General features: G+C 58.1%; 13 protein-coding genes. 5 read left to right on the top strand and 8 right to left on the bottom strand.

What is annotated here, in order from left to right:
• Both tnpC and OC446_RS15360 read left to right on the top strand, forming a co-directional pair.
• The coding region (gene tnpC / locus OC446_RS15365; RefSeq protein ID WP_262029905.1) for an IS66 family transposase at positions 1 to 968 on the top strand (968 nt) is incomplete at its 5' end.
• A gap of 428 nt (positions 969 to 1,396) precedes the next feature.
• Complete coding sequence (locus tag OC446_RS15360) at positions 1,397 to 1,669, top strand: SWIB/MDM2 domain-containing protein (RefSeq protein WP_262029904.1); 273 nt, start codon at positions 1,397 to 1,399, stop codon at positions 1,667 to 1,669.
• Between the two features lie 320 nt (positions 1,670 to 1,989).
• On the opposite strand, the gene OC446_RS15355 is transcribed toward OC446_RS15360, so the two are convergent.
• Complete coding sequence (locus tag OC446_RS15355; protein WP_262029903.1) at positions 1,990 to 2,901, bottom strand: hypothetical protein; 912 nt, start codon at positions 2,899 to 2,901, stop codon at positions 1,990 to 1,992.
• 290 nt (positions 2,902 to 3,191) lie between these two features.
• On the opposite strand from OC446_RS15355, the gene OC446_RS15350 reads away from it, so the two are divergent.
• Positions 3,192 to 3,890 (top strand): IS6 family transposase, encoded by a 699-nt coding sequence (locus OC446_RS15350; protein ID WP_262029902.1) that lies wholly within the window; start codon positions 3,192 to 3,194, stop codon positions 3,888 to 3,890.
• 132 nt (positions 3,891 to 4,022) lie between these two features.
• On the top strand, positions 4,023 to 4,454 hold the full coding sequence (locus tag OC446_RS15345; protein WP_262029901.1) for a hypothetical protein: 432 nt from the start codon (positions 4,023 to 4,025) through the stop codon (positions 4,452 to 4,454).
• Between the two features lie 46 nt (positions 4,455 to 4,500).
• Here OC446_RS15345 and OC446_RS15340 read toward each other — a convergent pair whose 3' ends face one another.
• The 6 genes from OC446_RS15340 to OC446_RS15315 all read right to left on the bottom strand — a co-directional run bounded on the left by OC446_RS15340 (position 4,501) and on the right by OC446_RS15315 (position 9,594).
• Positions 4,501 to 4,941 (bottom strand): hypothetical protein, encoded by a 441-nt coding sequence (locus tag OC446_RS15340; protein WP_262029900.1) that lies wholly within the window; start codon positions 4,939 to 4,941, stop codon positions 4,501 to 4,503.
• Positions 4,942 to 4,947: 6 nt separating this feature from the next.
• Positions 4,948 to 5,850: a hypothetical protein gene (locus tag OC446_RS15335; protein ID WP_262029899.1), complete on the bottom strand. Its 903-nt coding sequence runs from the start codon at positions 5,848 to 5,850 to the stop codon at positions 4,948 to 4,950.
• 61 nt (positions 5,851 to 5,911) lie between these two features.
• Positions 5,912 to 6,820 carry a restriction endonuclease gene (locus OC446_RS15330; protein WP_262029898.1) on the bottom strand — a complete coding sequence of 303 codons (909 nt, stop codon included), beginning with the start codon at positions 6,818 to 6,820 and terminating at the stop codon, positions 5,912 to 5,914.
• The gene (locus OC446_RS15325) at positions 6,817 to 7,728 is read right to left on the bottom strand and encodes an antitoxin (protein ID WP_262029897.1); all 912 of its coding nucleotides are present in this window, start codon (positions 7,726 to 7,728) and stop codon (positions 6,817 to 6,819) included. The genes OC446_RS15330 and OC446_RS15325 overlap by 4 nt, the downstream gene beginning before the upstream one ends.
• Positions 7,728 to 8,675: a helix-turn-helix domain-containing protein gene (locus OC446_RS15320; protein WP_262029896.1), complete on the bottom strand. Its 948-nt coding sequence runs from the start codon at positions 8,673 to 8,675 to the stop codon at positions 7,728 to 7,730. The genes OC446_RS15325 and OC446_RS15320 overlap by 1 nt, the downstream gene beginning before the upstream one ends.
• Positions 8,676 to 8,967: 292 nt before the next feature.
• Positions 8,968 to 9,594, bottom strand: coding sequence for a hypothetical protein (locus OC446_RS15315; RefSeq protein WP_262029895.1), 627 nt, complete (start codon positions 9,592 to 9,594; stop codon positions 8,968 to 8,970).
• Positions 9,595 to 10,409: 815 nt separating this feature from the next.
• Between OC446_RS15315 and OC446_RS15310 the strand changes: the two genes are divergently transcribed.
• Positions 10,410 to 10,691 carry a hypothetical protein gene (locus tag OC446_RS15310; protein WP_262029894.1) on the top strand — a complete coding sequence of 94 codons (282 nt, stop codon included), beginning with the start codon at positions 10,410 to 10,412 and terminating at the stop codon, positions 10,689 to 10,691.
• A gap of 176 nt (positions 10,692 to 10,867) precedes the next feature.
• Here the strand turns inward: OC446_RS15310 and OC446_RS15305 are convergent, their stop codons facing one another.
• Entirely contained in the window at positions 10,868 to 11,299 is a 432-nt protein-coding gene (locus OC446_RS15305) for a response regulator (RefSeq protein WP_262029893.1), read from the bottom strand.
• Positions 11,300 to 12,358: the final 1,059 nt, after the last annotated feature.

The following is a 12,358-nucleotide window of genomic DNA, read 5'->3' as shown; positions in this document are numbered from 1 at the left end:
CCCTGCATCGCCAGAGTGACATCTATGCGCGCGAAGGCGTCGATCTCGATCGCTCGACGCTGGCCGGATGGGTCGGGGCGATGGCAGCGCTGCTTCAGGTCGTGAGCGACAGGATCGGAACCCATGCCCGTTCCGGCGAAACGGTGCATGCTGACGATACCCCCGTTCCGGTCCTCGACCCCGGACGCGGCCAGACCAAGACCGGCAGGCTGTGGACGGTTGTGCGCGATGAACGTCCCTGGGGATCGGCCGTGCCGCCCGCGGCGTTCTATGCCTATTCTGCGGATCGCAAAGGGGAGCATGCCCAGCACCTGCTGTCGCCTTGCCGTGGCTTCCTGCATGCCGATGCCTATGCCGGCTTCGACAAGCTCTATGCCAACCATCCACTCACCGGCGAGACGCGCCTGATCCAGGTGGCCTGTTGGGCCCATGCCCGCCGCGATCTATACAACGAGTTCCTCCGCAATCGCTCGCCTTCGGCGGAACGGGCCTTGGCCCTCATCTCCGACCTGTTTGCGGTCGAAGCCGGGATCAACGGCTTGGATCCAGAAACGCGGCTCGCTGCACGCCTGGCCAGGTCGGTCCCTCTTCTGGAGATCCTGAAGAGCCATCTCGACACGACGCTCGCGCGCATCAGCGGCAAAAGCGAATTGGCCAAGGCGATCCGCTATATGACCTCCCGCTGGAAGGCTCTCACGGTTTACGTCACTGACGGGCGGCTTGAGATGAGCAACAATGCCGCTGAGCGGGCGATCAGACCTTTGGCCCTGGGCCGGAAAAACTATCTCTTCAGCGGTTCCGATGCCGGCGGCGATCGCGCAGCGGTCATCTACACCATTGTCGAAACCTGCAAAATGAACGGCATCAACCCGCAAGCCTATCTTGCTGACGTCATCGAGCGCATCGCTGATCACCCGGCCAACAGGGTCGATGAACTCCTTCCATGGAACTGGACACCACGGTCTTAGTGTCCACTTGGCCATGAGTGGACACGATCCGGTCCCAGCCCGCGGCCATCACGCCCCGCTTACCAGCAGGCCCACAGAATGAAGACGAGCAGACCGAGACGAACGCCCAAGCCAGCACGCCGCAACTGGACCGCCTGGAGAAGTTAGCCAAGGCCGCCGCAACATCTGCTCAGGCCAAGCGGTGGCGGGCACGCCAGAACGGTCTCCAGGACCAGGATGAGGCCTCAGAGGTGCGCAACCTGAACCATGACGCCGAGGCTAGGGCCCAAGCAGAGGCGGCGATGCAGCGAATGATGGCAAGGCCAATAGGCAAGCGGCGTTAGGTGAAGTCCCAAGGCGCAATTAACAGACTGTTAGATCTTAGCTTGCCATGGTCGCGCCCCCTTGCCCCTCTAGAGGGCGGGAAGGCGTAACAACGGAGTTACAGAATGGCAGAAGCCACCAAGACCAAGAAACCGAACCCAGCCCTGGCGAAGCCGCTGCAGCCTTCGAATGAACTGGCAGCCGTCGTTGGCTCATCCCCCCTGCCCCGCACCGAGGTGGTGAGCAAGGTCTGGGAGTACATCAAGGCCAACAATCTGCAGAACCCTGCGAACAAGCGGGAGATCCTGGCGGACGACAAGCTTCGGGCCGTATTTGCAGGCAAGGACAAGGTCAGCATGTTCGAGATGAACAAGCACTTTGCTCAGCATCTCTCCTGAACCTTCCTCCAGGGCTAAGATGACGTCCTGGGTGGCGTGCACGAATTTTTAAGCTTGGCCATACGAGGATGCCCCCATCGGGCGTGTAGCGTATTAGCCCGCACAAACTCCATAAGCCCCCAACGCGTGGAGCTCGCCCTGGCCGAGAGCCCCTACCCTCTCAGCCGGGGCATTTTGCGCTGAACCGATTCTAGTTCAAAGCTGGGGCTGCTGCTTATGGGTGGCTGGGAGGACTCGACTTTTGCTGGAACTGTTGGAGGAGAACCTCAGGATCCTAAGTGGACCACAGTCCGCGACTTGGTTCAGCCAACGTGAACCTGCTATGCATATCCGTACATCAGGACTGCAGCGATGGTAATCTCGGCATCCGCACGAGAAATAGTCTTGAAGCACCCAGAGGTGAATTGACCTGAGTCATGAGCGGCGAGGATCTCAGCGACGGCACGGGAAATCTGCGACTCGTAGCTCGAACGTACCGGCACATCGTTGTCATGCCAGCCGTCGAATTGGGCGCTGAACGCAGCAATCGCGTTCCCGATATCGGGGTGAACAGAGCCGGTGTTGTCACTAGGGCCGGAACTGATGACCACGTAGAGGGTGTGGCCCCATGTGTGGGCTCTTATGACCGCGTCGCTCTCGGAGTCGATCTCGATTTCTAAATCGCACCCGCCATCTTGGGTCCAGATGCTCATATGGTTTGACCCGAGGTTGCTCAGATTCACAAAGAAGGAGAACCGCGGCGGCGGTCTGTTGTGCTCAAGCAGCAGCCCATATGCTTCGGCCATAAAACTTTCTGCCTCAGCAAGGCTGTTGGTAGCGCCATTAGTTCTGAATGGCACCTTCTTAGTGGCACTGTGGGCGTACATGGACCAACCCCAGACCTCCCATTTCTCGGGATAAATCCAGCGGCCCATTAGCTCGTTAAAAAAAGGCGAGTCATCGTTTTTTTGTATCCGGAAGACTCGCCCGACGTTCTTATTGGAAAATTTATCGAAGGCGAGGAAGTCAGGTTGGATCGAAACGCTAGGATCATCTGCATCAGGATAAACTTCGGTACGAGATCGCCAAGTGATATTGACGCCCCGTTGCTTCGCTGTTGTAAGCCTCTCTTCCGGTGTTATGCGGTCTTTTTCAGTGATTGATGAATCGATATCTTCTTCATGGTCAGAATAAGCATCTATTATTGATGCGGCATCTGCGCCTGCGCCGAATGTTCTCTCAAAGTCGCCCATGCTTTACGCCCAAACCTACTAGGTACTATCTCTATCCTCGTCATATTGCCTGGTCTTTCGGCGTGTCGCCAGACCTTCTGCCCTGGCAATGAACCTTTTCAGGCTCCGTTTGCGCTTGTCTTGGCCCGATCTGACTTTCGGAACGGTCTGGAGGGACTGCTCTACAGATCGTTAACCGGATCCCAAGGCGTGGAGCAACCCTGAAAGGGCTAGAATGTGGGGATCCGTCGCAAACTTTTCGGTTCAGAGTTTCAGTTACTGAGATTGCGGTCACAGTAGCGGAGGCAGCAGTGTTCAAGGGCAGGCATTTTGATCGATCGGTGATCCTGCTGTGTGTCCGGTGGTATCTCGCGTACGGCCTGAGCCTCCGGAACCTAGAGGAGATGATGGCGGAGCGGGGTATCTCCGTCGACCATGCGACCGTCCACAGGTGGGTTATTCGCTACTCGACCGAACTGCTCGAGCGCTTCAACCTTCGCAAACGAAGTGTCAGCCGGAGATGGCACGTGGACAAAACCTATATCAAAGTCCGCGGGCAGTGGATGTACCTTTACCGAGCGATCGACAGCAACGGCGACACAGTTGAATTCTGGTTCAGCGAGCGCCGCAACTTGGCTGCCGCCAAGCGTTTCCTACGCAAAGCCCTGAAGCGGCATGGCCGACCCGAACGGATCGTGATCGACGGCAGCCAGACCAACCGGGAAGCCATCCTGTCCTGCGATACGACAGACCGGCTCCAAGATCGATCAAGGCGCCGCCTGAAACCCATTCGCATCCGGCAAAGTGCCTACTTGAACAATCGAATTGAGCAGGACCATCGGGCGATCAAACGGCGCATCCGGCCGATGCTCGGTTTCCATTCCGTTATCACTGCCCGAGTGATCCTGGGTGGTATCGAGCTGATCCACATGATGCGCAAACAGCAGGCGAAGTACGCCCGCAATCCGCAGCCGTCGCTCGCTGAACAGTTTGACCTACTCGCCGCATGAGCGGATCACAGTCTTCTGCTACCTTCTCGTTCCTGCTCCGGATTTGCGACGGAGCCGAAGTTTGCGCATGTCGCGCTGCATACGACAGCCGCACCATCCTATTACCCCGGCGTCGAGGACGACGGGTATATCATGATTGATGGCGGCATCTGGGCGAACAATCCAGTCATGAACGCCCTGGTTGATGCCCTCGCCTGCTTCGACATCGCGCGTGAGAATGTGCGCATCCTGAGTCTGGGAACCGGCGAGTCTACGTTTACTGTCGACGAGCGTGCCCGCACGGGCGGCATCAAGGAGTGGGCACTCCTGCGCTCCTTCAACGCCGCCGCCCGCGCGCAGTCACGAAATGCTCTCGGACAAGCCTATCTGCTCGTTGAAAAGAACAATGTAACTCGGATCGACGTTCCTGAGAGCGATGCACCAATCGCGCTGGATGATGTGGAGCGCTCAGTGCGAGAACTGCCGATGGTCGCGCGCAGTCTCATCGACGGTGCCGGGCATCACATCGAGCGGGTCTTCCTCGACGGCACCGTCGAAAAATTCATCCGGTGCCCGACGCGATAGGGTCCCGATCACGGTTTTGATTGAGGTCGATCATCCATGCGAGCCTCTACCGCGCCGATAACAAGCGGCAGGCGAGCGCGCGCTCACCCCAACGCATCGAGAACGTGTCGGATACCTCAAACCAGCTTCCATCGATTCCCATGCCATGGTTTGCGCCCATGCATGAACATTGGCATTCGTGACCGCGCGCTTCCTGGCACGCCCTCGCGCAAACTTCCTGCTCGCGATAGGGTTGGATGATATAGACCTTACCATATCGGAGGAGTGATCGATCAACGAAGTCGTTGAACCAGGATTTTGGGAGCTCCCAATAGGCTTTGGCCCCGCCGACCCATTCAGGAGCTGCTCGTCGCCCGTTCTGAAGCCATTCCCGGTTGTCATCGGCAAATGGCAACCGGACCCGAAGCCGCTCACCGTGCCCGGTCCGACGCAGCACGACAGGAATTTTCTTTTGCGCCCATACGTAATTGAGGGTGAGACGATCCATGGTCGTCTACCACGGATTACCGACCATGGACCAGTACTCGGCTTCCTGCTCGGCCTGAAGTTCTTCAAGCGTCACCGGGATGAGAGAGAAATCGAGGTTATACATCGGGATCTGCCAGTCACGATACAGGAGGGTGAGATGCTTTTCCTCGGCCGTGTCGAGCATGAGGCCCTCTCGATAGAGGCGCTCTAACAATTGCTTCGTGAGCTGCTCGCCGTCGTTGTGGTTTTCCTTGTCACGATACTCGAGGCTACCCCAGATATCTGACGTGGCCTTCAGCCCTCCTAGGGTGAATAGTCCGAGATGTCCCATGGCTTCGGCAACCCGCAACGCTGGCGGTGGAAGCGACGCGAACGTCCTGATGTCGGTAGGCGAATAGCGCGGAGCGTTCCACCTGAGCTCACCATCCTGGTAAGCCTCGACGTCGGCATAGAGGCGGCTTTCACGCTCATACACTGTCCAGTTGGGCATGATGTACTCACCAGCATGCCCCTCGATGTAGTGCCCTCGGCGCTGGTTATCGACATACTCGCGAAGCTGTGCGAGATCCATGGGCTTCCAGCTGACCGCTTCGGCGTAAATGAGCCGCGCAAGGTGGTCATAGAACCAGCCCATGATGCGGTTCAGCTTTGACGAAATGAGTTTGGGCGGACAGCGCACCACGTCCATGAGGATCAGGATTTTCGCGGCTTCTTCCTCTGCAAATCCCTCCAGCACCTTTGCTTCACGCGGGTGCCCGCTTAGCTGCTGCGACGCCTTCCAGAACCCTTGTGCGCTGTCAAGGATGACCGGCAAACCCTCGGCGATAAGGGCGAGTCGGTCTGGCGCCGAAAGCTGGCACAGACGTTTGGCCTGATGGAGACCAATGTCAGGTCCCCTCACCCTTCTGGTTTTGACCGTCTCATCCACTGACTTTCCCCTTAGAGCGCACCAGATGCTGAGAGCCAGCATGTTATAGGAGCCCACGTCTTTACAAAGGGAATAAGGTTCTCACACGTTCGAATGGATTTCGATACTCCGAGGCATGGCGAATTTTCGCAGCAATCATGTCTGGTATCGAAAGGCGTCGAGCCAATGCGTCGTAGATGTCCATCCCATCCGCAAGAATGATCCTTCGGGCGGTGAACGCCTGCAAGCCGACTTCGGTGAAACCGGCAAAGCTAACGAACAACCCGCGTGTCCATTCGGGACGCTCGCTCACTTTGCCCTGAAACGCGTGAAGGGTACCGGCATCTGTTCTCGCGCGATGCCATTTCGCCTCGAGCAGATAAGTATGTCCATTGAGCTGAAACGAGCCATCGATCTGTTCACCGACCAAGCGGAAACCGCCGCGTGCATCCATCCCCCACGCGTTGAATAACTCGGTCAATAGTATCTCAAAATGATAACCACGTGCCTGCGGTTCGTCCGACATCTCGTGTAACGCGAGCAACTGCGCCTCAAGACGCCGCAACGTGGCCTCTTCGGCCCGGAAGATGCGCGGCTTGGCCTCATCCTTCGCCCCAGGCACTTCTATGGTGGATTCGAATGGCGAAAGCGGCATGCCGCCGAGCCTCTCAACGATCGCGCTCAGCCTTTTGCCCGCATTGACGACCGTCTCGGCCTGCGCCCGACCGAGCCTTTCGATTTCGCGATACTCCCAGAGTGCTGTGAGGGCTCGGGCTATCGCCCGTGGCTGCCCAACCGACAGGAATGCTCTGAGGCGCTTTCCTTTGCTGCCGCCAAAGATCGCATAGGCGTCATCATAGATGTCGACGCCAACCTCGCGGCGAAAGAATTGGGCGTATGTGCTGTTCGTGAAATCGAGCACATAGCCCGGACTCGTTTCGAACAGCTCGTCAACGAGGTTCAACTCAATAGGTCGCAGCTGCTGCATCATTCCCCGATGATCCCTAAGTCGCCAAGTAGCCGCGAAATGACATCGTTCACTGCACGCTGCCGCAGCGCCCGCTGCTCGCGAACCTCGGCATCCTCGTCGTCGCCCTCGATCTCGAACCGCGCGACCGCGACTGGCCCCTCACGAAGGTAGCCCTCGTCCGATTTCGGATCGCAAAAGCGCTTCCGAAGGTTCGCCAGCGCTGCCCTGATAACCGCGGCGTGCTGGCCGGCTAATGTGTCTTTGAATTTGGTGATCGCGCCAGCTAGCCCGCCCTCGCCATGTTCCAGGCAATAGACAAGGTCGTGGGCGTCCTTTCCCTCGCGACGATGGTCGAACGCGAACGCCTTCAGGCAGGTGAACGATACGATGTTTGCGTAGGGGATAGATTCGGTCGCGCGGCCTTTCTGTCCAAGGAGGTCGGCTGTCACTTCCATTCGGTCGTGGAGATCGAAAACAAGCGATGCATGAGGGATGTTAACGGCCGAGATGTTCCCCTCCGTCGGCAGCTCTTGCAGCGCACCGCCTTTCAGCCCCGGGTCATCGGCCAGGAACTCGAGAATGACCGTGACTCCTTTTTCAGTTTTGGTCTTCCACCGCCAATTGACCTTCACGCCCCTGTCGTTGTCCGCACGCTCAAAGCCCATCCGCTTGAGGTTCTCCTCCAGCGTCCGATAGGCTTCGGTGTTCGCGAGAACGGCGAGGTCGACGACGATGTCGATATCTCCGGTGCCAGCATGCGCCGGAACAGCCGGCGGCCGCGCCGTCACGAGGTAGCGCGGCGTCAGGCCTCCGACCAGGAAGACCGACTCTCGCCATGGTCCAAGGCCGCTGAAGAGTGTGACCAGCACACGCTCACAGTCATGGGTGACTTCCCGGCTGTAGTCGACGAAAAACTGTGGCTTGGGCATCAGGCGTCCAGTTTCTCGGCACGAAGATGGTGCGCCAGCTCTTTGGCACGCCCCCCCGACTGCAGCAGGTCAAGGTAGGTTTGAAGCGGATCGGCAACCCAAAGATCATCGATCCTCTGGCGAAATCGCAGCTCGTCATCCGACTTCAACTCGTGGACACCAAGATTCCAGCCTTCTCGTACGGGCCGCGCCCCGATTGCATCCAGCACAGCGTGCATCCTCCGGCTCTCAGAAACGCGACAAGAGACCTGAGAAACACTCGACAGGTAAGGAGCATGAATCTGTCCGGCGGAAATGCCGGTGAGCTCGTAAGGAACGCCTTCGATCTCACACGCGTGATCGAGCTGTCGTTGCAGATCCGGCAGCTCCACCGAGCGCACGTAGTAGTGTTGCACGACCTTCGGTTTGACAGAGCTCTGAAAACTCGACCATGCATCGAGCAGCGCGCGTGAATTGGTCAAGCGGCGCTCCTTCGAGGGGCCAGCCCCCCTCACCTCGACCCAGTCTCGGCGTTCGAGCGCTATCAAGGTTTCCGAGGCCGTCGCCGGCGATACCCCGGCCCGCTCAGCGATCTCGTGGACGCCGAACCAATCTGGCTTGGTGACCCAGACCGCGTGCAGAACTTGAGCCCGACGGCCGGCAAACAGGTTGTTCAGTGAGCGGGATTGCTTCCGTGATGCTGGCTTGTCGACACGCAGATAAAGGCCTTTGGCTGCGATGAACAGGCTTCCGCTGGAGTCAAAATAGCCAACTCGTTCGTCACGAAGCAATTCTCGGGCGCCGGGCGATATGCTCTCGGCCATGAGGAGGGGTACTGCCGGATAGGAGACGTTATCCAGATGGGCGAGATAGTTCCTGAGCTGCCAGATAGCTTCGCGCGCATCACGCGGAAAAAGAGATGCTTTGGCCTCGACGACAAGCCGATACGGTTCGCCGTCTTGACGCATTTCCATCACCAAGTCTGGTCGAAATGAACTTCGAGAACTCTTAGGCTCTTGTAAGAGGTGAGGCTTCTCGCCTGTGATCTCGGTCAGGGCAGCAACAAAGTTTCGTATGAGCGTCTCGGCTATTTGGTCTTCCATAGTCATTTTCTGCGCAGTAAATATGCCTTTTATAGCGTATATTCGGCAAAAACACAATATTCGCCGGGCAGTGAATTTTTCGCATTTCTAAAGCAGTGTACCGGAACAGGCTTCTGGGCTAGCCCACAGCAATGCCAGGATCCGCCATCGGGAGCCTCTAAAGTCCCTCCGTATTCACTTTATGAACCAGCAACTGGTCGAGGTCTCCTGCACGCGTGGCAATTCTCCCGTCGATGCGATGAGCGTGGTCATGATCCTCTTCGTATCGGTAGCTGGCCTCAAATTCCTGGAAGGCCTCCCCGCTGAGGGAGATGCCTGCTGCGTTCATGCGCTCATAGGCACCAACCACGAAGTTAAAGAGTGCCGGGTTGATGTTCACGACCGTACCGTACCAGTGAAACACCGCGTTGCACGCCTGCCTGGTTGCCTCCCTGTGCCGTTCCCTCGTCTCCTCGACTGCACTCTCAACGATAGCGCTGGGAACGAGACACAAGATCATCAGGTCAGTGATAATCGGGTAGTTCCCCGCCGGTACGACTCTAACCGTGTGCCGTAACTCTTCTTGATGGTGGAAGAAATTCCTCAGGCATTTCAGCGCCGAAAATTCCTGTAGATCGAAGAATTCGACATCATGGCCGATTTTCAGTCGGTCATTCAGACTATGAGCCGCCTCAAGGACGGAAAACAGTGTGTCTCGGTTGGGATCGACGCAATGGAGGCGATACAATCGAAAGAATCGCTCTGCAGCGCTGGAAGCGTTCATCGAATTGCTCTCTTTGCTCATACAGGCCTTCTCGACATGTGAATTCCCTAGGGGTCGTGCTCGCAAGCGAGCTGCCCTACGAGCGTCGTAGCAGAGTGAACACGACATCCTGTCAAGTCTTCAGTCGCGTCGGACCTATGGATAGTCCCGCTGGATACGAGGCGGGCAGACCCACTATTCAGCCCAGCGATCAGGACAGCACGACGCGCCGGGCGGTATTCCGGTTGGCCTCGCGCCAGTGGGGAGGTCAGTCCGACCTCGCACGACCGGCATCTCCTAAGCATCGCCGGGAACGGGCGTGCCGACGGGACACTTCAACTTTGCGCCTACACTATACAGCCCAGAGAGGGCGTTCCGTCAGATCGAGGAGGATGCACAAGCCCGCCATCCCGATCCAACACCGGACGACATCGCCGCAGCCCTCGCGGTGGAGGCTGCCCTTCCCTACCGGAAGAGAACAGAGGCTCAGTTGCGTCGCAACTTTGAACCTTTGGCAGCGCATTTGCCCCAGGACATCAAGAGCAAGCACAAGCAGTTCGTCCAACCGGGGCAGCTGGCGTGGAACAGAGCCAGTCCCACACCCCTGACAGATGAAAGGCAGCGGGCGCTCACGGCAGAATTCGCGAAGACCCACGCTAGGCCGCCCGGTCATAAGCCGATCCACGACACCCTGCCCTTGCTGACGCTGATAGGGATGAGGCTCTGTTTCACGGAGGGCTCACTTTCCCTGAATACCCCTTACGGGCGATACAAGATCTCACCTGTGTGGTGTAGGGGTTACTGGACACACGGCGCACCAACAACTGACAAGAGCGCCAGCCTTGGGAGGCGACATCATGCAGTCTGTTCAGCACCTGGCTTATGCCGGATCGTTTGCACGCGATTGCACCTATAACCTGTTCAGGAACAAACAGCGCGCTGCCCTCCTCTGCGCTGTACCAGAGCACCGCCCTGTTCCGACCTTCCTCAACCCGGAACAGTGGACCTTTGAACGAACTCTCCAGGCGTCAGACGTGAGCCCACCAGGCTTCGAGGACAGAGCCGCACAGGTCGGTGTTCGGTTTAATGGCTTTTACCTGTTCCAGGTTACAGCTTCTCCAAGGCAAATGGCTGCCTAATCTTCATCAATGCTAATGCACGAGCCTGCGAAGGCTATTGGCTGCTTACTCAACCGGTTAATTCCACGGACTTAACTATCCACGTTGGCGATGCGGATGCCGCAGTTGGATGGTGGAAAGCCGCCCTGCCTTGACGGGAGCGATCGTCGAAGGAGACGATCACCCGCAAGGACCTGTTATTGTGTCGTGGTTGCTCTCAATGCGCGCTCAACCGTCTCCACCAGATCCGCGAGGCGGTAAGGCTTGGCGAGGAAAGGCACCTTCAGGGGCCTGCACATGCCGTAGCAGATCCGGGATCGGCCTGACGTGAAAACAATTGATAATAGCGGCTGGAGCGATAGGGCGGTCTGCGCCAGTTCAAAGCCGTTCTGACCGCCCAGATCGACATCGGTGAACAATAGATCCACCGACATGTCCCTCAACATAACCTCTGCCTCCTCAGCGCTGGCTGCAGTGAAGACCTCGTAGCCTGCATCTGTTAGAGTTTCGGCAGCAATCTCGCCGAGCAGCAATTCGTCCTCGACAACGAGAACACGCTGGCTCAGGCATTTCGGGGCTGATTTCTTCGCCGGCTCGGGCTGGGTCCACAGGGACAGGATCGGTGTCATGTACGCAACCTCACTGAACAAGTCCACGTGGTTAACGGCCGATTGTGGCAGCTGTTCAGAGAATGACTCGTCAAGTGTCCGTTATGGTCATCAAAGGGTTAACGGCTGAGCAGAAACTCCTTACCCCAAGCCCATGTGCGGCACCGTGCCGAAGGATGTTGGGAAGGTGTATGGCCCCTCATAGCCGACCAGGAACATGCCCTGATAGGTGTCGTTCGCGTAGCGGAGGTTGTCATCAGCATCGTAGATGAGACGGCCTGCCTGCTTTGGCTGAGCGCCTCGGCGACGGTGCGGAGTGCGTCGTCACCGGGACTGGAAGGGAACGGTGTCATGTGAGAGCGCGGGAATCCATGAGGAGTAGTCGGTCTTCTACACGGATCCCCTCGTCCAAGCCACCCTGCCGAGTGCCCGCGCCGGGAGGCACAAAACCCTTTCCGATTACCATGCTCTCATCCCAGCTGTCTGGAAGGCTGATACGGTCGTGCGTTTTTCTTACCCCGCTTGAGGATGCCCATGACTCGCCAGGTGGCTCGTCGACGGTGTGTCACGAACACATTTCTGAAGGAGGAGATGTGGAGCTGTACAAGAGATGAGGGTCGGCCCCTCGAGGTCTGCAGTCAGGTGCCGGCCTCAAACCCCTGCAAGCTGCGGTCGTCAAGAGCGGCCGTGGTGAGCGTTGCAGCCAAAGGCGGGGCTGAAGTCCCGTCAGGTACGATCCGGAGAGGCGAGCGAAAGCGAACCGCTGATGACGTGTCGAAATGCCAAAGGTGATGTCAAAACCGGGGGTTCGTCGACCTCCCGGGATCAGCTCGGGGGCTGTCCTGAAGACCGTCCGAGCGACATCCGGCATGTAGGCGGCGCGAAGCCGGATCAGGCTCTTGTATGGAACGTGAGAACCTGTCGTCCCGCTGCTAAAGGAGACGTCCAAGCGGCTCAAACCGCAAGGACCAGAGTACCGATGCGGGGCACAGGGGCGGAGCAGCTCGTAGTAGGGAGGAAGGTTCTGTAATGGGACTGGACCGAAGGGGCTGCAGTGTTCCGCCGCGGCGCAGAGCCAAC

Source organism: Microvirga sp. Mcv34, assembly GCF_024519725.1.
Classification (GTDB): domain Bacteria; phylum Pseudomonadota; class Alphaproteobacteria; order Rhizobiales; family Beijerinckiaceae; genus Microvirga.
The sequence above is the reverse complement of the archived record's forward strand: the minus strand, read 5'-3'. Positions and strand labels throughout refer to the sequence as shown.